The organism is Ruegeria sp. CDSA077 (assembly GCF_059612265.1).
In genome coordinates this window covers 155,740-178,557 of sequence record NZ_JBXWQG010000004.1, presented here as the reverse complement: position 1 = coordinate 178,557, position 22,818 = coordinate 155,740, and the positions used below count along the sequence as shown (strand labels likewise).

23 protein-coding genes and 1 pseudogene are annotated in these 22,818 nt (G+C 55.2%); 9 read left to right on the top strand and 15 right to left on the bottom strand.

What is annotated here, in order from left to right; all coding sequences use genetic code 11:
* Positions 1-35: 35 nt before the first annotated feature.
* The 6 genes from AC2FLE_RS11560 to AC2FLE_RS11535 all read right to left on the bottom strand — a co-directional run bounded on the left by AC2FLE_RS11560 (position 36) and on the right by AC2FLE_RS11535 (position 5,837).
* Positions 36-1,979, bottom strand: a complete 1,944-nt coding sequence (locus AC2FLE_RS11560; protein WP_496697150.1) for a sigma-54-dependent Fis family transcriptional regulator — start codon at positions 1,977-1,979, stop codon at positions 36-38.
* Between the two features lie 143 nt (positions 1,980-2,122).
* Positions 2,123-2,605, bottom strand: a complete 483-nt coding sequence (locus AC2FLE_RS11555; protein WP_496697148.1) for a hypothetical protein — start codon at positions 2,603-2,605, stop codon at positions 2,123-2,125.
* Between the two features lie 301 nt (positions 2,606-2,906).
* A complete protein-coding gene (locus AC2FLE_RS11550; RefSeq protein ID WP_496697146.1) occupies positions 2,907-4,478 on the bottom strand; it encodes a GMC family oxidoreductase in 1,572 nt (523 codons plus the stop codon).
* Between the two features lie 16 nt (positions 4,479-4,494).
* Positions 4,495-5,019 (bottom strand): twin-arginine translocation signal domain-containing protein, encoded by a 525-nt coding sequence (locus AC2FLE_RS11545; RefSeq protein WP_496697144.1) that lies wholly within the window; start codon positions 5,017-5,019, stop codon positions 4,495-4,497.
* Positions 5,020-5,037: 18 nt separating this feature from the next.
* Positions 5,038-5,433, bottom strand: coding sequence for a VOC family protein (locus AC2FLE_RS11540; RefSeq protein WP_496697142.1), 396 nt, complete (start codon positions 5,431-5,433; stop codon positions 5,038-5,040).
* Between the two features lie 110 nt (positions 5,434-5,543).
* Positions 5,544-5,837 carry a ribbon-helix-helix domain-containing protein gene (locus AC2FLE_RS11535; RefSeq protein ID WP_496697140.1) on the bottom strand — a complete coding sequence of 98 codons (294 nt, stop codon included), beginning with the start codon at positions 5,835-5,837 and terminating at the stop codon, positions 5,544-5,546.
* Positions 5,838-6,337: 500 nt separating this feature from the next.
* Here AC2FLE_RS11535 and AC2FLE_RS11530 point away from each other — a divergent pair, with 500 nt between their 5' ends.
* On the top strand, positions 6,338-7,009 hold the full coding sequence (locus AC2FLE_RS11530; protein WP_496697138.1) for a TRAP transporter substrate-binding protein: 672 nt from the start codon (positions 6,338-6,340) through the stop codon (positions 7,007-7,009).
* Here AC2FLE_RS11530 and AC2FLE_RS11525 read toward each other — a convergent pair.
* Together AC2FLE_RS11525 and AC2FLE_RS11520 are read right to left on the bottom strand one after the other, a co-directional pair.
* Entirely contained in the window at positions 7,006-7,542 is a 537-nt protein-coding gene (locus AC2FLE_RS11525; protein WP_496697137.1) for a cytochrome b, read from the bottom strand. The two genes, AC2FLE_RS11530 and AC2FLE_RS11525, sit on opposite strands and share 4 nt — an antisense overlap.
* A gap of 27 nt (positions 7,543-7,569) precedes the next feature.
* Positions 7,570-8,649 carry a CDGSH iron-sulfur domain-containing protein gene (locus tag AC2FLE_RS11520; protein ID WP_496697135.1) on the bottom strand — a complete coding sequence of 360 codons (1,080 nt, stop codon included), beginning with the start codon at positions 8,647-8,649 and terminating at the stop codon, positions 7,570-7,572.
* A 100-nt stretch (positions 8,650-8,749) separates the two neighbouring features.
* On the opposite strand from AC2FLE_RS11520, the gene AC2FLE_RS11515 reads away from it, so the two are divergent.
* From AC2FLE_RS11515 to AC2FLE_RS11485, 7 genes are all read left to right on the top strand, one after another.
* The gene (locus AC2FLE_RS11515; RefSeq protein ID WP_496697133.1) at positions 8,750-9,187 is read left to right on the top strand and encodes a MarR family winged helix-turn-helix transcriptional regulator; all 438 of its coding nucleotides are present in this window, start codon (positions 8,750-8,752) and stop codon (positions 9,185-9,187) included.
* A 6-nt stretch (positions 9,188-9,193) separates the two neighbouring features.
* Positions 9,194-9,610 (top strand): LysR substrate-binding domain-containing protein, encoded by a 417-nt coding sequence (locus AC2FLE_RS11510; RefSeq protein ID WP_496697131.1) that lies wholly within the window; start codon positions 9,194-9,196, stop codon positions 9,608-9,610.
* Positions 9,611-9,902: 292 nt separating this feature from the next.
* Positions 9,903-10,451, top strand: a complete 549-nt coding sequence (locus AC2FLE_RS11505; protein ID WP_496697130.1) for an RNA polymerase sigma factor — start codon at positions 9,903-9,905, stop codon at positions 10,449-10,451.
* Positions 10,448-11,188: a hypothetical protein gene (locus tag AC2FLE_RS11500; protein WP_496697128.1), complete on the top strand. Its 741-nt coding sequence runs from the start codon at positions 10,448-10,450 to the stop codon at positions 11,186-11,188. The genes AC2FLE_RS11505 and AC2FLE_RS11500 overlap by 4 nt, the downstream gene beginning before the upstream one ends.
* A gap of 54 nt (positions 11,189-11,242) precedes the next feature.
* On the top strand, positions 11,243-12,319 hold the full coding sequence (locus AC2FLE_RS11495) for a helix-turn-helix domain-containing protein (RefSeq protein WP_496697126.1): 1,077 nt from the start codon (positions 11,243-11,245) through the stop codon (positions 12,317-12,319).
* A 519-nt stretch (positions 12,320-12,838) separates the two neighbouring features.
* Entirely contained in the window at positions 12,839-14,233 is a 1,395-nt protein-coding gene (locus tag AC2FLE_RS11490; protein ID WP_281972984.1) for a bifunctional enoyl-CoA hydratase/phosphate acetyltransferase, read from the top strand.
* Positions 14,226-15,398, top strand: coding sequence for an acetate/propionate family kinase (locus AC2FLE_RS11485; protein ID WP_496697124.1), 1,173 nt, complete (start codon positions 14,226-14,228; stop codon positions 15,396-15,398). The genes AC2FLE_RS11490 and AC2FLE_RS11485 overlap by 8 nt, the downstream gene beginning before the upstream one ends.
* A gap of 3 nt (positions 15,399-15,401) precedes the next feature.
* Here the strand turns inward: AC2FLE_RS11485 and AC2FLE_RS11480 are convergent, their stop codons facing one another.
* From AC2FLE_RS11480 to AC2FLE_RS11450, 7 genes and pseudogenes are all read right to left on the bottom strand, one after another.
* Positions 15,402-15,875: a hypothetical protein gene (locus AC2FLE_RS11480; protein WP_496697123.1), complete on the bottom strand. Its 474-nt coding sequence runs from the start codon at positions 15,873-15,875 to the stop codon at positions 15,402-15,404.
* Between the two features lie 9 nt (positions 15,876-15,884).
* A complete protein-coding gene (locus AC2FLE_RS11475) occupies positions 15,885-16,154 on the bottom strand; it encodes a hypothetical protein (protein WP_496697121.1) in 270 nt (89 codons plus the stop codon).
* 127 nt (positions 16,155-16,281) lie between these two features.
* Entirely contained in the window at positions 16,282-16,947 is a 666-nt protein-coding gene (locus AC2FLE_RS11470; RefSeq protein ID WP_496697119.1) for a D-lyxose/D-mannose family sugar isomerase, read from the bottom strand.
* Between the two features lie 16 nt (positions 16,948-16,963).
* A complete protein-coding gene (locus AC2FLE_RS11465) occupies positions 16,964-17,890 on the bottom strand; it encodes a carbohydrate kinase family protein (protein ID WP_496697117.1) in 927 nt (308 codons plus the stop codon).
* Positions 17,891-17,926: 36 nt separating this feature from the next.
* Positions 17,927-18,907 carry a glucokinase gene (locus tag AC2FLE_RS11460; RefSeq protein WP_496697250.1) on the bottom strand — a complete coding sequence of 327 codons (981 nt, stop codon included), beginning with the start codon at positions 18,905-18,907 and terminating at the stop codon, positions 17,927-17,929.
* Positions 18,908-18,946: 39 nt separating this feature from the next.
* Positions 18,947-20,251 (bottom strand): annotated as a pseudogene (locus AC2FLE_RS11455) (GH1 family beta-glucosidase); the annotation flags it as partial.
* A gap of 2 nt (positions 20,252-20,253) precedes the next feature.
* Positions 20,254-21,285, bottom strand: a complete 1,032-nt coding sequence (locus AC2FLE_RS11450; protein WP_142636124.1) for a LacI family DNA-binding transcriptional regulator — start codon at positions 21,283-21,285, stop codon at positions 20,254-20,256.
* A 223-nt stretch (positions 21,286-21,508) separates the two neighbouring features.
* Here AC2FLE_RS11450 and AC2FLE_RS11445 point away from each other — a divergent pair, with 223 nt between their 5' ends.
* Positions 21,509-22,777: an ABC transporter substrate-binding protein gene (locus AC2FLE_RS11445; protein WP_281995047.1), complete on the top strand. Its 1,269-nt coding sequence runs from the start codon at positions 21,509-21,511 to the stop codon at positions 22,775-22,777.
* Positions 22,778-22,818 lie beyond the last annotated feature (41 nt).

The window sequence follows — 22,818 nt, the reverse complement described above, 5'->3', positions numbered from 1 at the left end:
AATGCGGCGGCAGATCTGATCTGTCGCCGCATCTATTATTTCCCGCGGCCAAGACCGTACAGGTTTATCTTCCGGTACAAAGTTGGGCGCGAAATTCCGAGTGATTGAGCCACCTTCGTCAGGTTCCCATTTTCCTGCTCAATGGCACGTTGGATGGCTTCGGATTCGATTCCATGCAGATTGAAATTGGTGGATACATTCCGGGGTGTATTCCCAAACATGCTGTCGCTTGGTTCGGGGCTGGAAATCTCTTCGGGTAGATCGGCGAAAGATACCCTTGCGGTACCGTGCAACAGGCAAAGCCGTTCGACTATGTTGCGCAATTCACGGACATTTCCAGGCCAATGATAGCTTTGAAGAGCGGCCATGGCATCTTGATCAAATTGCAGCGGTTCACGATCAAAATTCGCCGACAGTTTTTGATTGAAATGTTCAGTCAGCAAGACGATGTCCCGCCCACGTTCACGCAGTGGAGGTACATCGATGACTATGGTGCCAATTCGATAGAAAAGATCCCTGCGGAACCGGCCGGCTTCGATGTCCTGCCGAAGGTTTCTGTTTGTCACCGCCACCAGTTGAACGTCAATCGGACGGCGTTTGTCACAGCCAATTCGATAAAGCGCCCTCTGCTCTAGCGTGCGCAGCAGATATGTTTGCAGCTCGGGTGGCATATCACCAACTTCGTCCAGGCAAAGGACACCGCCATTTGCCAGCTCAAACTTTCCGGGCCGACCTTCACGTAAGGCACCTGTAAAGGCCCCGGCAACATGGCCGAACAGTTCACCCCCGATAAGTTCACCCGAAATCGCTGCACAGTTGACGGCAATGAAGGGGGCTTTTTTATCGGCGTGATGGCTGTGGATGAGACGGGCGAACAGTTCTTTTCCAACGCCGGTTTCGCCCTGAACAAGAACCGTGACGTTTGCCTTTGCGGCCCGGTGGGCGAATTCGATAGCTTCCAACATCTTAGGACATTCGCCGAGAATTTGGATCTCGTCTTCTTCAACGCCATGCCGTGGCCGAATGGTGATCCCAGTGGATCGTGTAGGTGTCGGGGATGTTCTTTTCTCTGGAAGTATTAGTGCCGCGCCTTGAATCTGCGTTCCGGACTTAAGAATATCTATCTCAATACCGCTCAGTGAAGATGGTAATGCTGCGACCAAATCCCCGTCCGTCATATCTGGCGTCCAGGACAAAAGCTGTTTTCCGATCGGTAGGCCGCCAGTTTTCAGAATAGGTTCAACCTCGGTATTTCGACTGAAAACGATCCGGCCGGTTGAATCCAGCAAGACGACAGTGTCGTCTGTGCTGCGCGGCTTTTGCAAATCGATAAACGCCTCAAGCAAATTGGTTCGTTCTTCCCTTTGTTGTTCTGCCAGAGCGATTTCAATTTCTTTTGCGGCGGCCACAACCAGCGCTAAATTATGGGGGCGAAAAATATCCAGTGGTCCCGACAGATCGACGACCCCTAAGACTTGCCGGTCAAGCGGATCAAAGATCGGAACACCGGCACAGGTCCAGGATTTGATGCCCTGACAGAAGTGTTCTGACGCGTGCACATAGGTTGGTTTTCCTGTGCGCAAAGCTGTGCCGATACCGTTTGTGCCAATGACATTTTCGTCCCAGACACCGCCTACTTCCAGTTGGATATCACGCCCTTCGTCCAGGGTTTTATCATCGCCAATGGCATCGATTATTGTTCCGTTTCGGTCGGTCAAAAGAAGGACAGCACCGGACTCTGACAAATGGGGACCAAGCCGCAGAAAAGCCGAGCGCGCAGCACGGCATAAAGAAGCGTTTTTCCGCTTCAATTCGTCTACGCGTTCGTCGCCAATTTTTTGCGGTGTGCCCGCCGGCGTCAGTGCGTTGATGCCTAAATCTGTGCACCTCGTCCACGAGTCCAGGATTTCCCGCCTTACGGTTTTCTCGACTTCTTCGGACTTTCGCCCAGTGTCGACGAAAGCTTCCCAAGCGTTCATTGTCGCTCTTTGGTCGCTGTCGTTGCTGACTTGCGTGAGGGGGGGGTTGGGGAAGGTGGAGGATCTGTTTCGCATGTTTTTCTTTCACTGACACCACCTCTAATAGATAGGCGGTTCAAAAAACGGCTACTTCTGGGATGGCCTCAAAGTTCGAGACGACGTGTTATGACATCTGCGAGCTTTTCCTTTATTTCATCAGACTCGATTACGATGTTGTTCAGGTCGCTCAAAACCTCTGTGACTTCATTGGGGAGTGGAGATACAAACCCATTTTCTTTGGTCGCCAGAGCAAAGAACTTTACGCCATCGTTTACGCGTATTTGTCCTAGGAACTCTATTTGTTTACCAGAGTTCGCATCCATAACAAAAACACGTTCATTTGTACTGATGCGAACGACGGGATTTGGTTCCGAGGGCGCAGATGGACCGCCATAGACATGGATGTTCAGGCCCTCCGGCTCTGGTTCTTTTTTGGCGTTTGCCATGGCAGCGCGGGAGCGCGAGTATCCGCCGCCGCTGATTTGATCTGCTAGTCGACGAATGGTTGCGCCGTTCCCTTGCAGAAGGCGCCTTGCGTCTTGGTCTTCACGGCGCGGGCCGTCTTTTTTCGAGAAAATATCAACCATGCCTAATCTCGCAGTTCCCTGTTTGTTCGGTTCGCCAAAAAAACAACGGGGCAACAACCGTGACAAAAAGCGATATGTTTGTCCGCGTGCTATTTTGGCTTTTTATTATGTATCTTAAACTAGCAATTTCAGCCTTCTGAGTCTAGGCTGAGCACCGAATACAACGATGAAATGCCCTTAAAAACATGGGCTCTGGCATAGTTTTTCTTGTATCTTCAAAATCCAGCGGATTCACGCTGAAATAATGCGATCCAAATATGATGTTTTGGTGCCCGGATTGCCCGGGCACGCAAATAAAGTTTCAGAGGTTACCCGCTGACATTTGTTCGGCAAGGTGGTCGGCTTGACGGATGGCAAGAGCCACAATGGTCAGTGTCGGGTTCTCGGCAGCGCCGGTTGTGAACTGCGAACCATCCGAGATGAAGAGGTTGGAAATGTCATGGGTCTGGCCCCATTTATTCACCACGCCGTCCCGCGGATTCTCGGACATTCGATTTGTCCCGAGGTTATGGGTGGAGGGGTAAGGTGGCGTCGGGAAGACCCGTGTCGCACCAACCGCTTCATAGACAGCAGCGCCTTGCGCATAGGCGTGATTGCGCATTGCAATGTCATTTGGGTGATCATCGAAATGTACATTCACGACTGGCAGTCCATGCTGGTCTTTCACTTCGTGGTTGAGCGTAACGCGGTTTGTTTCTTGTGGCATGTCTTCGCCAACGATCCACATACCGGCCATATTCTCGTATGAATCCAAAGCTGATGTGAATTCACGCCCCCAAGCGCCCGGATCCAGGAAGGCCGCCATGAATGGCAACCCAAGAGCCAGAGTTTCAAGTTCATAACCGCCGACAAAACCGCGACTTGGATCATGACGTGATTCATCTTGGATGATCCCTGCCATCGTGGTGCCGCGCCACATTTTCACGGGTTGATCGAAGACAGCATAGACCGAACCGGTCATGTGACGCATATAGTTCCGCCCAACCTGGCCAGAGCTGTTTGCCAAACCGTCAGGGAACATCGAAGAGGCAGAGTTCAAAAGCATTCTCGGGCTTTCGAACGAGTTGCCTGCAACACAAACTACACGGGCCTGTTGCATCTGAAGATTGCCATCTTTGTCGAAGTATTCGACGCCGGTGACTTTGCCTTCATCATTGTGCAGGATGCGTGCGACATGGGAGTTTTCGCGCACCTCTAGGTTGCCGGTGGCCTCGCCTGCTGGGATATCAGTGTACGCTGCGGACCATTTCGCACCCCACTTACATCCTTGAAAACAAAACCCGGTTTGTTGGCAGGCCAGGCGATCTTCGGTTTCGGCAGAGTTGATTGCCATACGACCGGTATTAACCTGCTCATACCCAAGCGCCTTTGCGCCTTTTTCGAAGACGAGATAGTTGTTGTTTCCCGGCAAGCCGGCACGATCTCCGGTTCGGGTCACACCCAGTTTGTTTTCGGCTTTGGTATAGTAATCATCCATCTCGCGCGGATCGATGGGCCAGTCCAATAGGTTTGCGCCCTGAACGTCACCATAGGTCGTCGCGGCCTTCCATTCGTGGTCCTGAAAGCGCAGCGACGCTCCGGCCCAATGCGTTGTGGTGCCGCCAACGGCCTTGACGATCCAGGCTGGCAGGCCAGAAAAATCCTTTGCAACACGCCAGTCACCCGTTGTCGTTCGAGGGTCGACCCAGGCGAGCTGGCCGAAACTTTCCCATTCGTCGTTTACATAATCTTCTGGCAGGTATCGCCCGCCAGCTTCTAGCGCGACAACACTAATGCCTTTCTGCGCCAATTCGTTTGACAGAACGCCGCCGCCAGCGCCGGTTCCAATTACGACAACAACGCTGTCGTCGGTGAGATCAAAAGGTGCCGTCATGGTGCCATCTCTCCCTTTAAAGCCAGTTGATGTCGTTGAAGCCTCGGTCGATGTACCCCCCGAACTCGAAAGAGGAGCCCTCATACCCAAAAATTGGCCAAACGGCTTTTTGGTTGTAAAGACCGGTCACAAGACCACCGCGAACTGTCTGGAAAAACGGGCTATCTTCCATGCTGCGCAGAATATCGACGCGATCGCGTTCCCAGCCGGTGTCCAGGTAGCTGTCATATCCCTTGCCCTGTGCAGCCGCGTTCAGGGCGTCTATACCGGCCTCGACAGATGCTGCGGCTTCGTCGGTGTCATATCCTTTGACCGCGACCACGTAGAATTCGTCACCCACTTTGTCGTGCGGGTAGATATCGCGTGCCATCTGAACCAGCGTTGCAAATGTCTCGGGCTTTAGAACTGACGTTTCGACGGCCCAGGCTGCGTTTGGTGCGGCGATGAATGTTGCACCGACGACGAAGGACGCGCCTATTGCTGTCGCATTGGACAAAAGCTGTCGACGTGTCAGCCCCTTTCGGCGTTTTAAACTCTCCATCTTTTCCTCCCTTTGATTTTACTGAAAGCGACCGGACCGTTCGAGAACTTCAATCTCATAGCCATCCGGGTCGGTGACAAAGAAGAAGCGGCCGACAAGTCTGCCGTCCGGGGCAAACTCGACGAGCTTACGTGGAGATAACCCTTCGCGTTCGAACCGCGCATGTTCTTCATCAAGGTTGTCGACAGACACCGCAAAATGGCCGTAGCCATTTCCAAGCTCATAGGCTTCGGTCTGGCCTTTGTTAATGGTCAGTTCCAGCTCGAAACTGCTTTCAGGGTTGCTGAGATAAACGAGCGTAAAATTCTCGAAATCAAGACGATCGGCGACTTTGAGGCCGAATGCTGTGCCGTAGAAGCTGACGGATCGTGCCTCGTTCAGAACACGTATCATCGAGTGTATTGCTTTTGCCAAAGCCCGCTTCCCCCTTCTGTTGTGACAGAAGCAGTCTACAGACCATCATTGGCTAGGCAGGTAGTATAGGCTTACTACCCTGCAGAATTTATATTCTAAGAACTCCGAGGTTATTCCGCGGCTACCGCTGGCTGTTCATCATGGGTAGAAATCTCCATGAATTTCAAACAGGCACAACGTAAAAGCGACGTAAAATTAACGGGTTCTCCGCGAAGCTCCAGAACTTCGCTATGCAGCTTCGAGATGAAAACCGGTGTCGTCATCCCGTCATTATCCGCAATCGTATCAATGACTTGCCAAAATGCATTTTCGAGCCTGATGCTCGTGCTTTGGCCATTAATACGAATGCGCCGCGTTGCGCTCGCATAACGTTCCGGGTCTTGACCGGCAAATACCTGGCACATGCGCATTCTCCCTTCGGTTTCTTTTCTAGTCTGCACAAAAACCGAAGTTTTGCATCTTTTTTGACAAGCGCGATGCGTCATCCTGGCCAGGATGACCGACCTAAGGCGGATTTCTCAGGTTAGATTGAGTGCCTTGTCCTCGCTCACTAGGTTTGGGAGCTGTCTCGGGATTTCCATTGCGGCAACCTCTTAGTAGTTTTCTGAAACATATCCTATAGGATATTAATGGGGCAAAAATTATGTATTTCACACAATGTTTTCTACGACATTAGGCTACAATCGTTAGCCGAATTGGGGGCCGTTTTGGCTAATAGGTTCGAAATGCAGACCAACGCTATCGATGTGCCGTCAGCTTGCAAGGCTTGCGACATCTCTGATGCGCTCAATGTGAATTCTGAGATCGGCCCCGGAAACAACCGCGCCAATGGCTGTCCAGTTTAGAGAGATGCCGATTGGATTAATTCAGGGTTGTTTGAAACCGAAGACGGAGGGGAAAACTCATGGGAATGCTTGCGAGATTGATGAACGGTACTATTGCATCACTGACATTAAGCGCAGGCGCTGCATATGCAGCAGATGTCACACTTTTGTTAGGTCATACCGCACCAACGAATTCGGTGTTTCAGGAAAGCGCCGAGATTTTTGCCGAGACACTGGACACCCTATCCGGCGGAACGGTTGCCGTGGATATTGTCGGCGGCGGCGCAATGGGGGGTATTCCGGATCACTGGGCTCAACTGCGAGCCGGTGATCTGGATCTGCATCTGTTTGAACTTGTCGGCGTCAGCTTCATGAAGGAAGCGTCGGACTTTTCAGTACTCTTCGCGCCTTATCTGTTTGAAGATCAAGCGCATCTACACCGGTTTACAGAAAGCGAGCTATTCAAGGCCATGATGGACCGCGCTGACACTGCGACCGGAATTCATTATGTCGGGTATGTTGGCGATCGCTATCCGCGTGCGGTTTCCACCCGTGATATCGAAGTCGTCAAACCCGAAGACCTTTCGGGCCAAAGGGTGCGTGTGGCCATGCACCCGGCCATCGTAGCGACTTACGAAGCGTTTGGTGCGGTGCCGACACCGATCCCGTCGCCCGAACTTATGATCGCTTTAAAAACCGGAACGGTAGATGGTCAAGATCAAGGTCTCGTAGACTACCTTGACGCGGGCTAGTTAACTTGACCAAACCACATGCGCCCGAAAGTACCGTCTTTTTTGACATAGTGATGGTAAAGCGCGCCAACGACATGAAGCGCTAGCAAAACAAGCAGAAACCGCGCACCGGCCCCATGTGCAAGTCGTGGCGGATAGTCGAAGAAGTTCGGTAACGGTGCAGTTGATCCGCCGAATAGAATAGTCCCGGCTCCAGACATCACGAGCATGCCTATGCCGCTGGCGACCATACCCAAGGTAACGATATAGAGCAGGAGATGGGCCGCTTTGCCGATAAACACCTGCCAAGCCGGGTCAGTTTCCAAATGGGCGGGCTTTTGATCAGCAAACATCCACCACCCGATACGGATAAGTGTGAGCAACAGTACCGAAATACCGATTGGGACATGGACTGAAAGAACCCCTGCCTTCGCGGCGCTGACATCAATGGACGCCGCTCGAAACCCGCTTGCAAACAGCGCAATGATCAATGCTGCGCTGAGCCAATGCAGAGTGATTGCCACAGTCCCATAAGACGTTGTTGTACTTTTCATTTCGATTGCCTCAGTTGAATATCGAGATCACTCAGCGCTGTCTTCCCAGCCAATGTCGACATGCGACCCATCGCAGAATGGTTTGTTCTTGGAGGCACCGCACCGGCAAAGGACGTATTTATTGGATGACGCGCCCTCAGCCCACTGAACATCCTGCAAGTCAACTCCGGTTACCCGAAAGGGTCCGTTACGCTCGATTGTTATGCCGGGGTTGTCGACGCTGGGTTGCTGTCGCTCGCCACCTGGTTCGCTCCAGGACAACGCGCCGGAAGGGCAGGCTGCAACAATTTCGCGAATTGCGTTGGCGTCGCCATTGTCAGGCTCAATCCATGGCTTTCTGCTCGAGTCGAAAACAGACTTCAATCTGCGGCCGCATTCCCCCGCATGGGAACACAACAGGCGATTGTAGTGAACTGTGATATCCTTGCCTTGATAGGCGGTCAGTTTGTCCGGGGTTCGATCCTTGGACACCGCTGAACTAAAGCCAATACCAGTATGTGAATTGTCACAGTAAGGCTTGGACTTTGACGCTCCGCAACGACACAAGGCCAAAGATTTTTTCACGGCTACATCGGAACCGTCAGCATCGGTCAATCTGGGGATCTCTCTGGCCAGAAGGGGGCCATCCGGAAGACCGCGGATCGTCGCGGTATTGTCCGCAACGCTAGAACCGCCGCCGATCTTGCCGGTCATACGCAGCCCATCCCGTATATTCATCCCCAGCAGACTGAGGTTGGTTGCACCGGCAAGAAGTTCGACAGCCTGTACGACATAGAACACAGTGTCAAATTCTCCTGCCGAGGCCTTGCTGGAAAGGAAAAATGCACATGGGATAAGGACAAGAATTCCATTTCCGGCAATGAACGGCATGCGCCTTTTCTTGCCCAACACCAGCTGGTCTGTCCGGTTTTTCCCAAGCGCCATACCAGACCCGCCCGCAACGATCATCGCGGGTATCAGGATAAACATACCCCGTAAAATCATGGTCTTCACCGATGCGATGGCTTCATGATCAAGGAACAGTTCTGAAAAAACACTCGACGTCCAAAATGTCAAAATTGTTAGAAACGCGATGCCACCGGCGGTGGCATGGATGCGGGTTTTCATCTGGATAGTCCTTCTATGCAGTTGCGCGTGTCGTACATTTGGCTGTGCATAGCCTGCTATATATCATTGCATCCACCGCTATGCAAATCTAAAAGGTTCTATGGAATTTGATCACACGTCTTCGCCCGGGTACCTCATAAACCATTTGGCTCGTTTGTTTTTTGAGGAATTGCGCAGACGTATTGAACCTTTGGGCATAGTGCCGGGACAATTCCCCGCATTACTTGCGCTGTGGCAGAAGGATGGGCAAACGCAGAAGGAACTTGTCGACAAGCTGGACATCGAGCAGGCGACTATGGCGAACACGTTGAACAGAATGGAACGTGATGGTTTGATTTCGCGTAAACATCACCCGACAGATGGCCGCGCAAAGTTCATTTTTCTGACAGATAAAGCCAAATCGATCCGCGATGATGCCTACGAAGCTGCGACGAAAGTCAACGATTTGGCATTGAAAGACCTTGCTCCGGACGAACGGGAGCAATTTGTGCGCCTGATGCAACGCGTGCTTCATACGTTACAAGATTCAGAGCACTAGAACTGGTTGGCGAGAACATACAGTCTATCAAAGGTAACCGCCGGTTCGTCTAATAGGGTCGGCTTTCTTCTGCAGCTTTTGAATGTTGTCACCGCAAGGACAAATACTGCCCGGCGCGATCTCGAAGACTATGCGTTGATGACTCATGGAATAATCAGAAGCAATGTCACACTGGAATTTGGACATGGCGAAGCCATCAAACAGGCCGTCCGGGCAGGGGCGGGCATCTCATTCCTGTTTTGGTCTTCTGTTAAAGACGAATTGGAAAACGGGTCTTTACGAGAGATAAAAACACCGGGGATGTCGCTGGCCTTTCCGATCTATCTTGTTCAACGAAAAGACCGGAACCTCACAGCATTTCAACAAAAGCTGGCCGAGTATATCTGCACAGAGATCAAACGCCTAGATGAAGCGCAGTCGTGAAGCGGCTCCATGCCTGAAATCTGACCTCACAACAACGATCCAGAAATAGAGTACACAGGATATGTACGTGTATCTTCGCGACCTAAACCCATCTCCTTGATCCGGCTGTCTGGATGTAGACTCCGTTCCTAGTGAGGATGTTTCGATCAGAGCCTGCGGATTTCCGATCAGATCACGGGAAATTTCAAAGACCGCATAGTACTTTCCTTTTCAACATAAGTTCCATTTCTTTCCCGCGCAGGGTATGTCAGGCCTGACCCAGCGAACCTGGTTCGTGAAAATGATAGAGGTCGTGAAGCAAACTATGGTCGGTGAATTGAGTTCCGAGCAGGCCGTGCGCGGCGCGATCCAGACGCATTCGAGGCGCGTCTGGCGGTTTGGGCTTGCCCTGTCGGGTGCTTCCGATGTGGCCGATGATCTGTTGCAGGCTACTTGCCTGCGTGCGCTTGAACGCCACCACCAGGTCACGTCATTTGAGCGGTTGGACAGTTGGTTGATGACGATCTGCCGTTCAATCTGGTTGAACGAGCTGCGTGCCCGCTCGGTCCGAAAAGCGCAGGCACTGTCGTTGACCCCAGAGTCAGAGCTGATTGCATCCGGACCGGACTCGGAAACGAATATATTCGCCGCCGAAGTGTTTATCCAAGTGATGCAGTTGCCAGAAGCACAGCGAGAAACGGTGATGCTGGTCTATGTCGAAGGCTATAGCTACCGCGAGGCCGCAGCATTGCTGGAGGTGCCAATAGGAACGATCATGAGCAGGCTGTCCAATGCGCGACAAAAACTGAAAGTCGTGATGCAGCATGAGGCGGCAGATGCCGTTCGACGGAGTCGCAAATGAAGTTTTCCGATGAAGTTCTCAAAGCGTACCTGGAAGGCAAAGCGAATGAAGCCGAGGCACAGGCGATAGAAGCTGCGGTTGCGGCCGAACCCGAGCTTGAGGCGCGCCTGATGGGGCTTGATCCATTCGCACCGGTGGTACAAGCGGTGTTTGAACATGTCCCGGCCGAGATGCCCCGGATGGTTTTGCCTGACCCAAATGCCGAGATACAAACCAGTGGCGGTCCTCTGCGCCTGTTGGCCGTAGCTGCATCTGTCGCGGTGATTTCTGTGTCGGCCACATATTTGGTAACCAGGCCTCAGCCCATGGGGTGGGCTGAGCAGGCGGCGATCTATCAATCACTATATGCGGCGGACACGATCGCGGGGATGGACAGCTCGGAACAGGCGTTGACAACTCAGTTTGATCAGGCCGAGGCACAGCTGGGTCTATCCTTGAGACGTGACACTCTTGAGGCGTTGCCGGGGATGGAATTGAAGCGTGCGCAGGTGTTGTCCTTCAGGGGCAAACCGTTGGTTCAAGTGGTCTTTGCGAATGAACAGGGGCAGCCTTTTGCCTTCTGTGTCATCCGTCAAGGTGAAGGCGCGCCAAGCAAGGATTTGAAAGAGGCAGTGCTCAGCGGGTTGGCGACGGCCACCTGGTCCAAAGACGGTTATGGCTATATGTTGATTGGTGACAGCGATCAGACTGACCTGGAAAGTAAGCTGGATATTCTGACCGCGACCTTTGCAAGCTGAGGCGGCGTCAAAAACGCCTTGTGAACCTGCGGAAATACCAGAAATATAGCGGACATGACCACCACACCCGTCATTCCCGATCCGGATGAGGACGAGGACCCCCTCGGCCCGCGCAGCATCTATGATGATGACGACGCTGATGAGGACGATCTGTGGTTCCTGCCACCTGACGAAGAGGCTGTCGAGGATTTCCTGCCGCCCGGTCCAAGGGTCGACCGCAGTCTTTTGTTTGATCCCAGGGACTGGCGTGCGGCGCAGGCAGATCTGTCGTTGGAACTGGCCGACCTGGCAGTTAGTTTCGGCGCCTTGGACGAACGTTTGCGCGCCGGTCCGAATGGGTGGACACACCGGCTGGCGCTGATGGATGTATCCGATTTGGGATGGTGGACCGGAGACCGGATCAGCGTTGATCGGCTGGCGCTTTGGACCGGGCTTCGCATTGGTGCAACCGGGGATGATGTGCAGGCCCTGTACCGCGCGGGTTGGGCCGTACGGCGGCTAATATCCGGCGCCGCGCCATCGGATGGCGGGTGGGAGACCGGCCTGACAGCCTTTTTAGATCGTATTGCGCAGGGGATTGACGAAGTCCCCGAAGCCATCGCCGATCTTGCCGAAGTCATGCGCAATTCCGAGGGGCTGCACCCGGTGACGCAGGCCGCCATCGGTTTTCATGCCTGGCGGGCCCTGTCTCAAGGCATCGGACAGGATACCGAGGCTGCAATCATTGCCGCCCGTCATGCGGCCAAGATGGGGCGGGGCGGGGCTGTGTTCATGCCCTTGGTTCTGTCGGGTCCGGGTGCGTTGAGAGGTGTTGGTGAACCATCAGAAAAGCTTGCTGCCTGGATCAGGGGAACAGGGCAGGCGGTATTGTCCGCCTTGCTGCACCTGGACCGGGTCAGCGCCTGGGAGCAACGCGCCAGAGAGTCCACTGCAGAGTTGAGCGGGCGCACACCACCAAGACTGATCGACGTGTTTACGGCTTGGCCAATGGTCTCAGCCCCATTGGCGGAAGAGCTGACTAAAGCCTCACGCGCTGCGGTTCAGCGCAACATTGACCGTTTCAGCCGGAGGGGCTTGATCCGCGAGGTGACAGGGCAGGGACGTTACAGAGTTTGGACAGCGGCGCTGTAGCCCAAACAGGGCCATCGGACCAAAATGCCCGGTCTGCCGCATTGAATACCAGCTTCCGCAGGTTTTTGCCTGTGCAGATGTGAATGCCCGTCCCATTTTTACCCCGCATTACTGGCTAGTGGGAACAGGTCTAAGGGCAGCAAGGGGTTTGGCCGGGGTCGTAATATGTCAAAAGTGGTTCCTAAATTAAAAATTTAACTCGCAATTTGTGAAAACTATTCTTGGTTGACGGTGTGGATGGCAAGCCACCTCAGGCGCAGTACTCCCACGGAGGGTCCGGGCAGTGCTGTTGTCGAACAAACCATCATTTTAAATTGGGCTGTTGAAACATTGTCCGGCCTATTGCCGTCTGCAGAGGATCGGCTAGAGGTAGGTTAACGTGTTATTGGCGAAGGTATGGATCTGCCATCCGATCTGGAGGATTTGGCGCAGGTCGAATAGTGACCGAGAATGCCCCGCTCCGACCCGCCGCCAATTCCGAGGCATGCCGATGCACCGTCTGAAAAAAGGCCTGACCAAATGAAGATCCAGGAAAACCGAACCTTTTCACAGCTCGAGGTCGGAGACGAAGCCCAGCTGACACGATTGTGCACGGTTGACGATCTTTATGCCTTCGCCTCGGCATCGGGGGATCACAATCCTCTGCATCTGGCGGCCTATGACGGTGACGGCGACGGACACCCCGAGGCGGTGGCCCCTGCGCTTTGGCCCGCCGGTCTGGTGGCGGCCGTCTTGGGGAATATTTTGCCGGGTGCGGGAACCCAGACCCGAGCGGCCAATCTGCGGTTTCACGCGATCGTTCTGGCCGGAGATGAGTTGACTGCAGTTGTTCGGGTTACAGAAAAATCTGACGATGGTGATGTTATCTGCACCGCCGAGGTTCGGCGTGTTGGCGACAGCACCCTGGTCCTGAGCGGAGATGTCCGAGTCACGCCGCCCGCAAAGCATATGGAATTCGATTCGATCGAGGTGCCGGGACTTATCGTACAACGCCACCGACATTTCGAAGCGCTGCTGGCGAAAGCCAGACCCCTTGACCCGATGCCAACTGCTGTTGTTGCACCTGAAGAGCCAAACTCTTTGGGGGGTGCTTTGCTGGGGTATAGCAACAGCATTATCACGCCGATCCTTGTGGGTGATCCCGGCAAGATCGCTGCCGCAGCCGAGGCACTGGGTGCCGATCTGTCCGGATTTGAAATTATCGAGGCCTATGGCCACCAAGCCGCCGCCCATCGCGCGGTTGACCTGGTGGTTGAGGGCAGGGCGCAAACACTGATGAAGGGGCATTTGCACACCGATGACCTGTTGCGCGCGGTTCTGCGCCGCGAAAACGGGTTGAGAACCGGGCGAAGGCTGTCACATATATTCGTTATGGATGTTCCAGGGATGTCGCGTCCGATCATGGTCACTGACGCGGCCGTGAATATTGCCCCTGATCTCGAAACCAAGGCTGATATTGTTCAGAATGCGATCCATCTGGCACATTCCATCGGGATTGAGACCCCAAAGGTAGGCGTGCTTTCAGCCATTGAGACGATCAACCCGCGCATGGCGTCGTCAGTTGATGCCGCCTTGCTGTCGAAGATGGCCGAACGGGGTCAGATCACAGGAGGGTTGGTTGACGGCCCCTTGGCTATGGACAACGCGGTCGATCTGAATGCGGCACGCACCAAAGGGATTACGTCCGAGGTGGCTGGTGCTGCGGACATTCTTGTCGCCCCAAACATAGAAGCAGGCAATATGGTGGCGAAACAGCTGACATTCATCTCTCATGCCGAGGCGGCAGGGATCGTGGTCGGGGCTGCTGCTCCGATTATCCTGACCTCGCGTTCGGATGATGACGACTCGCGTCTGGCGTCCTGCGCGGTGGCGGCGCTCCATGCATATGCAAGTAAAGGCAAACTCCATGGCTGACCATGTTCTGGCACTGAACGCCGGGTCCTCATCACTGAAATTCGCGCTGTACGAACTGGTTGATGACAACCGCCCCAGCATGCGGTGGCGCGGACAAATAGAACGTTTAGGTGATGCACCACGCCTATTGGCCCAGTCGGCAGGCGGCAGATCAGTAGATCGTCCCCTGTCGAGCACCAAAAGCCATGATGAAGCAATCCACGCATTTCTTGAAATGGCGCGGGAGTATCTTCCTGACATTCATGTGCGCGCAATAGGTCATCGCGTAGTGCATGGAGGAACAGTCTATTCCGAGCCTGTGCGCGTGGATGACACCGTCATCAACATTTTAGAAGGGTTTATTCCCTTTGCTCCTCTGCATCAGCCCTACAGTCTTGCGGGTATTCGCGCAGCCAGCGCTGCCTTCCCCGGAACAACTCAGGTTGCCTGTTTTGACACGGCGTTTCATCGCACCCATCCGTGGGTAAACGATACCTTTGCCTTGCCGAAAAGCTACTATGACAAAGGTGTTCGCCGCTATGGGTTCCACGGGCTGAGCTATGACTACATTTCGAGCAAGCTGAAAGAAACGGCACCGGGTCTGTATGATGGCCGTGTGGTTATCGCCCATCTTGGAAACGGGGCATCCATGTGCGCGGTTTCAGGTGGGCGCGCTGTGGCTTCGACCATGGGGTTTTCGGCGCTTGACGGGTTGCCGATGGGCACGCGCTGCGGTCAACTGGATCCAGGTGTCGTGCTGTATATGCTGCAGCAGGACGGAATGACCGCAGAAGAGATTGCCGAAATGCTGTACAGAAAATCCGGCCTGCTTGGCCTGTCGGGGATATCATCGGATATGCGCACATTGCTGGCCGCTGATACGCCCGAAGCCCGAAAGGCAATCGACTATTACGTCTTCCGTATCCGGCGAGAGCTTGGCGCCCTGTCCGCCGCACTTGAAGGGATTGATGCGCTTGTCTTCACCGGTGGCGTTGGTGAGAATGCGGCCCAGATCCGGCAGATGGTTTGTGATGGAATGCGATGGATCGGGATCGAAATGGATCACGCCAGGAATGCCGATGGTGGAACAGTCCTGTCCACGGATTTCAGCCGTGTCCGGATTCTGACGATCCCCACAAATGAGGAGATGGTGATCGCGCGGGCTGCGGTAAATTTTCTGGAATAGGTCTTATTCGTTCGGCGTTTCTTTCCGGCGCCGGGCGTATTTCAGCAGCATGCTCAGCAAGGCCGTGATGGCTTCGGGCGCCAGTACGCCAACCGGGTCGCGGCGAATTCCGGCTACGGTGTTTTGGACCTCGGCCAGGGATTCCCTGATTTCGGATTCAATGTCTTGCAGCGCCATATCCCGAAGTTCGACTGCGGCCGAGGCATCGCCGTGTTGGTTTATCGAATTGGCGAGCAGAACCAGAACCAAAGCAAGTACCAGATTGGTCCCCGCCACAAGTATCGCAGCAACGGGTTTCGACAGGGTCGCGGAAAGCCAGAAAAATCCAGCGAGATTCAGCATGATGATCGCCAGGCCCACCGCCACTCCGGCGGCTATGTAAAACCCGGCCCGTTTCACGGTGATCGCAAGCTGTGCGCGTGCGATCAAGCGTTCAGCGCGCAAAATGACTGAGACATTGCGGGATATGCGGCTCATGGGCGTCTCCTAGCGTGACCGGCCAAGCATGTAGCCTAGGGCAAAAATACCAGCGGCAAACAGAATTGATTTTCTGTGCGGCAGATCTTCGAATTCCTCAAGTATATCGTCAAGCTGTGTGGACCAGGATTCGAGGTTATCTGTAAGCCGGTCGGCGATGGTTTCGTGCGGCGGGGCGTCAGCCCCTTTATCTGGCGAAGCGTTTTTTGCCTTTGGCTGCGCGGCAAGTTGCCGTCGCAACTCTGCGATCTCTGCTTCAAGCTCGGCTTTTGTCACCATTGCTCAGGCTCCTTCCCGGCGGACCACTATCAGCGTGCCAGTATCGCCCATGGTAGACTGATTTTCCGATTTAGTAAAAGGGGCTTATCGGGTTCAAAGCCGGTGCCAGCGCGCCTATGCGCCAATGTCAATAATCCGCAACCAGCAGGAAATCCGGGATGGCGTCTTCCTCGATTGTCGCAAAGCGAGGGATCGGCTGTTCGAAGACGTTGTCGGTTCGGTCGTCATTGACGGTAGACACTTCGCCAATCAAACAATCGCCTTTTTCCGCCCAGAACGCGTGCCAGATACCCGGCATCAAGGTCACGCTTTGACCGGGCTTTAGCCGCAGCAGTTCGCCAGGTTGAAGCGTCACAGGGCAGTTGTCGCTAGGCACGGTCACAGGGGTATCGCGGTCAATGCCGCCCTGAGGGTCTGAGGCGTAGATTTCCATCACCAGATCGCCACCGCCCCGGTTGATGATATCCTCGGCTTTAACGATGTGCCGGTGCATCGGCGAAAGCTGCTTGTCCCGCGACACCAGCAGTTTCTCGGCATAGAGCATGCCTTGCCCCTTGTTCAGATCGCTGACATCGCCATTGCGTAGGGTGAACAGGAACAGGCCAAGTTCGTCAAACCGACCCTGGCCATAGTCGGTTATGTCCCACCCAAGCCCGCGTTCACGGATACCGGCGGCCTGTTCGCCGCGCATTTTCTCGGGCGACCAGCCCGCAAACGGCGGCAGCACTGCCCCAAAGGATCGGATAAAGGCTTCGGCCTCGGATTTGATTTCGTTGATGTCTGATCGTTTCATCGGCTTCTTCGTTGGGTCAGAGTTCATGTGTCCAGGGCGGGTTTGCCCCGGCGCGCGCGACGGTTACAGCGGCGACTTCCGCCCCTTTCGAAAGGGCTGCGCGCAAGGCGTTTGCTGGCAATGTGCGCAATTCGGGTTTTGTTAAGTGGCCTGATTGATCTAGGGCGGACAAGACGCCTGCGTTGAAAGTGTCACCGGCGCCAACGGTGTCGACGACCTCGACCTTTTTTACGGGAACAGAAACGTCGGACCCGTCCGCAAGATACCCGATCGCGCCTTCGCTGCCCCGGGTGACGATTACCACCGAAGGTCCTGCCTGCAGCAACAGAGGAACTTTCTCAGCAAGGCTTTCTGGGCCCGGAATGATCCAGTCCAGATCTTCGTCCGAGACCTTGACGATATCCGCTTGCGCTATCATGCGGTTCAGCCGGGTGCGATACCGGGTCTGATCCCGGATGAAATCCGGGCGAATGTTTGGGTCCAACATGACGGCGCGCTCTGATCCAAAGCGGTCAAGCACCGCCGCATAGGCATCTGCGCAAGGCTCGCATGCCAGACTGATCCCGCCCAGATACAGCGCCGAGACCGAGGGCAGATGGGTTGGCATGTCCTCTGGCGTCAACATCCGTCCGGCCGAGTTTTCATCGACGAAACTGTAGGCTGCCTGCCCATCCTTGAGCTGTACAAATGCCAATGTTGTCGGGCGGTCCGAGTGGATTACCCGGTCGGAGTCAACATGGCTGGCCTTGAGGGCGGTCATAAGCTGTTGCCCGAACACGTCAGACGAAAGCCCGGTCAGCAGACCCACCGGCGTATCCAATCGACCCAGGGCAATAGCCGTGTTGAAAATCGCACCGCCAGAATGGGGCACAAACCCCAGTTCGCCCGAGATCGTGGGCGTCTCGATCATATCGATCAGGGCTTCACCACAGCATAGGATCATGCCGGGACCTTTCTGTTTCTGAAACGTGCGGTCAGACTACCGCCTTAGCGCATTTTTACAGAAATTGTTAGCGCCAACAATGCCAAATTCATCCTGTTCCGAGACATACAGGTTCATGGATCGGCGCAACTCGCTGAACCGGCCTCCGGCATTAAAGGCGTCTCGGAAGGCGTCCTTGAACAGCCAGCGGTTCTTTTCGGCCACGCCGCCCACAAGGAACACGCCACCGGCAGGCATCATGACGACCGCCAGATCGCCCATGACCGCGCCTAGATGTGTGGTGAACATATGCGCGGCCTTGACGGCATGGGCATCGGTTCCGTCGCGTGCATCCTGAAGGATATCGCGCGCGGTTCGGGGCTCGGCCTTTGCCCGACCCCCTGCCAGTTCGATGGCCTGATAGAGGATTGGCAAACCCGTGCCGCTGAGGAACATTTCAGCCTCAAGTGTCAGAGTGTCGTCAAAGAAACACTCGGGGGCCACCTGCCGAGCGGCGTTGAATATTTCGACCTCGTCCTGATTTCGGGGCGAGAGGCCGATATGGCCGCCTTCGCCGGACACCGTGTGATAGCGGCCATTCGAATATAGCAGCGATCCGACACCTAGCCCGGTTCCAGGCCCGACGACCAGACGTGTGCCGGTCGGCGGATGCTTGGCCCCTTGCAAGACTTCAACATTGTCATGGGAAATTTCGGCAACAGACCACGCAGCGGCAGTGAAGTCGTTGATCACAAAGGTATGTCGGGCGCCCGTTGCCCGGGCGATATCATCCTCTGACAGATCAAGTTGGGCGTTGGTCAGCCTGATTGTACCGTTGCGGACAGGTCCTGCCCCGGCGGCGACCACGGCCCTTGGGTCGGTTCCGATCTCGTCGCGCAGGCTGTGAAAGGCTTCGAGCAATTCGGGCAGCTTGCCGGTGGGGTATTTGCGCAGATCTGTCAGCTCACCATTGGTGATAACGCCAAGCCGTGTATTGGTGCCGCCGATATCGGCCACGAGGTTCCAATGGTCGTGCATGGCTCCAGCCGGTTGCGCCAGCGGTAAGGACACTGTGCTTCCCGTCAGGGCGTTTTGTACTGCGGTATAGGACGCCTTGGGTGTGCGCTCCATCGTCTGAAAGTCCACGTCCACAAGGCCAAACCGCTTCTCATATCCCAGCGCCCATTCGTAGTTGTCCAGCAGGGACCAGATGAAGTAGCCCTTGATCGGCACGCCCTGTGCCAAGGCGTCCTGTACCGCCGATAGATGTTGGTTCAGATAGTCGATCCGGTCGCTATCCTGCTGCCGTTCGGGGCTGGCCATGCCATTTTCCGTCACCAGAATCGGCAGGTCCGCGGTGTAATCCTGCTTGGTGCGGGTCAGAAACCGGGTCAGGGCGGCGGGTTCGATCTCCCACCCCATCTGAGTTTTGGGCAGCGGGCCGGCGATTTCCTGCAGACTGGGCCAGGTGGTCTCCGAAGGCGCAATCAACTTGCGGGTATAGTAGTTCAGACCACACCAATCGACCGGCGTACCGATGATGTCGAAATCATCCTGCCAGCCAGCGGGCAGGTAGGGCTCTAACCCCTCCAGAACGTTGTCTGGATAGGCCTTGTTGAAAACGCCGCCCAGAAAGAACCGGTTGTAGATGCCGTCATACAGATCAGCCGCGCGGCGTGCTTCGGGGCTGTCATCTGCGGGTTGGGCCCATTCCAGGTTGAAAACCGCGCCCAGGTTGGACATGCCAAGGCCCCGCATCGCGTCGATGGCGCTGCCATGGGCCAGAAGGACGTGGTGCATCGCGCGGGCGGTTGCACGGATGTCGCGCAGACCCGGGGCGTGATGGCCTTCGAAATGGCTGAGCCAGCTGACGCACCACGGCTCATTTATGGGGGCGACGCTGTACATCCGATCGCCGATGCGGCCCATGATGACCTCGGTGAAATCGGCGAACCACCCGGCGATATCGCGATTGCGCCAGCCGCCCAGATCGGCCAAAGACGAAGGTAGTTCCCAATGGTAAAGCGTTGCGCAGGGGCGGATACCGCGTTCCAGCAGCGCATCGGCCAGCCGATCATAGTAATCCAGCCCGGCCTCATTCACCTGACCGCGGCCTTCGGGCAGCACCCGCGCCCAGCTGGTCGAAAACCGGTAGCAATCAAAGCCGCCATCGCGCACCAGATCCAGATCCTGCGGGAACCGGTTCAGGTGGTCACAGGCCAGATCCCCGTTTTCATTTCGCACAACATTGCCGGGGGTCCTGGCAAAGGTATCCCAATGGGTTTGCCCGGCCCCTCCCTGTGCGTGGCCTTCGATCTGATAGGCCGAGGTTGCGACGCCAAAGAGGAAATCTTTGGGGAAATCAGTGCGGTTGTATTTCATATTCAGAACCTGTTGGGGGCGGGGCCGGTCGAGCCGCCAACTACCAGCTCAGCCTCCAGCAATCTAGTTTTGGCCGGGTCTTCGGGCGCATTTATTCGTTCGATCAGCATTTCGGCAGCAATTTCACCGGCCAACCGAACCGAGGATCGCGTGGCGGTGAAGATCGGTACATCCTGCCCGTTTTTCAGATAGGACAGGTCGTCATCATGGGCGATCACCGAAACATCGCGGCCCATCTGCAGCCCTGCTTCGTTCAATGCCCGCCGAACTCCGATGGCCGAAATCATTGACGAAACCAGGATGGCGGTCGGAGGGTTCTTAAGTTGAGCCATATCGCGCGCTTCGTGGTGGCCATATACCTCTGTCATCTCGGCGCTGCGCATCAATTCAGGGTCCGGTGACAGACCGGCTTGATTCAGGGCCTGCAGGTAACCGGCCCGGCGGCGTTGGGCGAAATCCATATCTTCAAGTCCGTTGATAAGGGCGATCCGTCGATGCCCCAGGTCAATCAGAAACTGGGTGGCGCGCATGAACGAGCTTTTGTTGTTCACATCAACCCAGTCATAGGGCGCGTCAATTCCAGTGGATCGTCCGTGCACAATGAATGGCGCGCCCATGCGATTGAGGACTTCAATCCGCTGCTCGTTCACCTTGGGGCCCTGAAGAACGACACCGTCCACGGCACCACGCTGAAACAGGTCGCGATAGGCGCGTTCAATAGATGTGTCATCGGCGCTGGTGAACATCATGTCATAGCCGTGTTCGGCATATCTACGAGCAGCCCCGGCGACAAAATCGCCAAAGATTGGGTTCACCATTTCATGCTGGGATGAGCTGGGAATCACGTGCCCGATCACGTGTGATCGACCTGTCGCAAGACCCTTGGCTCGGCTGTTCGGGCGGTACCCGTGTTTTGTTGCGGCGGCCTGAACCCTTGTGCGCGTGGCTTCGCTGACCTCGGGGTATCCGTTCAGCGCACGGCTGACGGTTGTTTGGGACAAACCAAGGATTTCAGAGAGCTGCTTTAGGTTCATATTTAGTCAAAGCGCCTACAAATTACTGCGTATTCCTGTTTTTGCGGGCATTTTCTCCGGTGGTCAACAGATTTTACGAACATCTCGTTTGATATTTATATTTATGGGTCTTCGCAAAGCAATCGTTGACAGGTGGAGGTTGTTAGCGCATAAACTCACTCCAGCCAAAGCGCTTTGGATATTTGAAACCAAAGGCGCGAGATATCGTTGGGAGGAGAAATTCATGAAACACTCGCTTTATGCTGGCGTCGCCGCATTTACCCTGATCGGGGGCGTCGCACAGGCCGACAAGGTTACCGTATTCGGCCCGTGGCTGGGGCCGGACCAAGAGAATGTCGAAAAGGTACTGGATGGGTTCGCGGCGGCGACCGGGCATGAATACGCTTATGTCGGTTCGGACAGTTTTGAATCGCAAATCCGTATTGATGCTGAGGCCGGATCGGCCCCGAATATTGCCGTTTTCCCGCAACCTGGGTTGGCGGCGGATATGGCCAAATCCGGATTTCTGACGCCACTGGGAGAAGGGTCAGGGGACTGGATTCGCGACAACTATGCCGCCGGGCAATCCTGGGTCGATCTCGGCACCTATCCGGGGCCGGACGGTCAGGATCATCTTTATGGGTTCTTCTACAAGGTCGATGTGAAATCCCTTGTGTGGTTTGTGCCCGAGAATTTTGAGGATGCGGGATATGAGGTGCCTACCACGATGGAAGAGCTGAAGGCTCTGTCCGATCAGATTGTGGCAGATGGCGGCACGCCATGGTGTATTGGCCTGGGTTCGGGTGGGGCCACTGGCTGGCCTGCGACCGACTGGGTCGAGGATATGATGCTGCGTACACAATCCCCCGCGGATTACGACGCTTGGGTTGCCAATGAATTGAAGTTCAACGATCCAAAAGTCGTCGCGGCCATTGAGGAATTCGGGGCCTTTGCCCGCAATGAAGACTATGTCGCAGGGGGCGCCGGTGCTGTTGCAACGACGGATTTCCGCGACAGCCCGAAAGGCATGTTCAGCTCACCTCCGCAGTGTTACATGCACCGTCAGGCCTCATTCATTCCGGCATTCTTTCCAGAGGGCACCATCGTCGGGGAAGATGCGGATTTCTTCTACTTCCCTGCCTATGAAAGCAAAGACCTTGGCAGCCCGGTTCTGGGTGCGGGCACTTTATGGGCAATCACCAATGACAGTCCCGGTGCACATGCGCTGATCGAGTATCTGCAAACGCCTGAAGCGCATGAGACCTGGATGGCGCTGACCGGATTTCTGACCCCGCATAAGGGGGTAGATACTTCGGTCTTCTCGGATCCGACGCTGAAAAAGATGAATGACATTCTTCTTGGTGCAACGACGTTCCGGTTTGACGGTTCTGACCTGATGCCGGGCGGCGTAGGAGCCGGAACATTCTGGACCGGAATGGTTGATTATGCAGGCGGTGCCTCTGCCCAAGAAGTGGCGGATGAAATTCAGTCATCCTGGGATGCGCTGGACTAAGGCGTCCGGGGTTGGGCAACCCGCACCATCGGGTTGCCCAA

Excerpts from the sequence above, each read along its gene's own strand:
- AC2FLE_RS11560 (WP_496697150.1), bottom strand. The coding sequence starts at position 1,979 with ATGAACGCTTGGGAAGCTTTCGTCGACACTGGGCGAAAGTCCGAAGAA.
- AC2FLE_RS11555 (WP_496697148.1), bottom strand. The coding sequence starts at position 2,605 with ATGGTTGATATTTTCTCGAAAAAAGACGGCCCGCGCCGTGAAGACCAA.
- AC2FLE_RS11550 (WP_496697146.1), bottom strand. The coding sequence starts at position 4,478 with ATGACGGCACCTTTTGATCTCACCGACGACAGCGTTGTTGTCGTAATT.
- AC2FLE_RS11545 (WP_496697144.1), bottom strand. The coding sequence starts at position 5,019 with ATGGAGAGTTTAAAACGCCGAAAGGGGCTGACACGTCGACAGCTTTTG.
- AC2FLE_RS11535 (WP_496697140.1), bottom strand. The coding sequence starts at position 5,837 with ATGTGCCAGGTATTTGCCGGTCAAGACCCGGAACGTTATGCGAGCGCA.
- AC2FLE_RS11530 (WP_496697138.1), top strand. The coding sequence starts at position 6,338 with ATGGGAATGCTTGCGAGATTGATGAACGGTACTATTGCATCACTGACA.
- AC2FLE_RS11525 (WP_496697137.1), bottom strand. The coding sequence starts at position 7,542 with ATGAAAAGTACAACAACGTCTTATGGGACTGTGGCAATCACTCTGCAT.
- AC2FLE_RS11520 (WP_496697135.1), bottom strand. The coding sequence starts at position 8,649 with ATGAAAACCCGCATCCATGCCACCGCCGGTGGCATCGCGTTTCTAACA.
- AC2FLE_RS11515 (WP_496697133.1), top strand. The coding sequence starts at position 8,750 with ATGGAATTTGATCACACGTCTTCGCCCGGGTACCTCATAAACCATTTG.
- AC2FLE_RS11500 (WP_496697128.1), top strand. The coding sequence starts at position 10,448 with ATGAAGTTTTCCGATGAAGTTCTCAAAGCGTACCTGGAAGGCAAAGCG.
- AC2FLE_RS11495 (WP_496697126.1), top strand. The coding sequence starts at position 11,243 with ATGACCACCACACCCGTCATTCCCGATCCGGATGAGGACGAGGACCCC.
- AC2FLE_RS11490 (WP_281972984.1), top strand. The coding sequence starts at position 12,839 with ATGAAGATCCAGGAAAACCGAACCTTTTCACAGCTCGAGGTCGGAGAC.
- AC2FLE_RS11485 (WP_496697124.1), top strand. The coding sequence starts at position 14,226 with ATGGCTGACCATGTTCTGGCACTGAACGCCGGGTCCTCATCACTGAAA.
- AC2FLE_RS11480 (WP_496697123.1), bottom strand. The coding sequence starts at position 15,875 with ATGAGCCGCATATCCCGCAATGTCTCAGTCATTTTGCGCGCTGAACGC.
- AC2FLE_RS11475 (WP_496697121.1), bottom strand. The coding sequence starts at position 16,154 with ATGGTGACAAAAGCCGAGCTTGAAGCAGAGATCGCAGAGTTGCGACGG.
- AC2FLE_RS11470 (WP_496697119.1), bottom strand. The coding sequence starts at position 16,947 with ATGAAACGATCAGACATCAACGAAATCAAATCCGAGGCCGAAGCCTTT.
- AC2FLE_RS11465 (WP_496697117.1), bottom strand. The coding sequence starts at position 17,890 with ATGATCCTATGCTGTGGTGAAGCCCTGATCGATATGATCGAGACGCCC.
- AC2FLE_RS11460 (WP_496697250.1), bottom strand. The coding sequence starts at position 18,907 with ATGCACGACCATTGGAACCTCGTGGCCGATATCGGCGGCACCAATACA.
- AC2FLE_RS11450 (WP_142636124.1), bottom strand. The coding sequence starts at position 21,285 with ATGAACCTAAAGCAGCTCTCTGAAATCCTTGGTTTGTCCCAAACAACC.
- AC2FLE_RS11445 (WP_281995047.1), top strand. The coding sequence starts at position 21,509 with ATGAAACACTCGCTTTATGCTGGCGTCGCCGCATTTACCCTGATCGGG.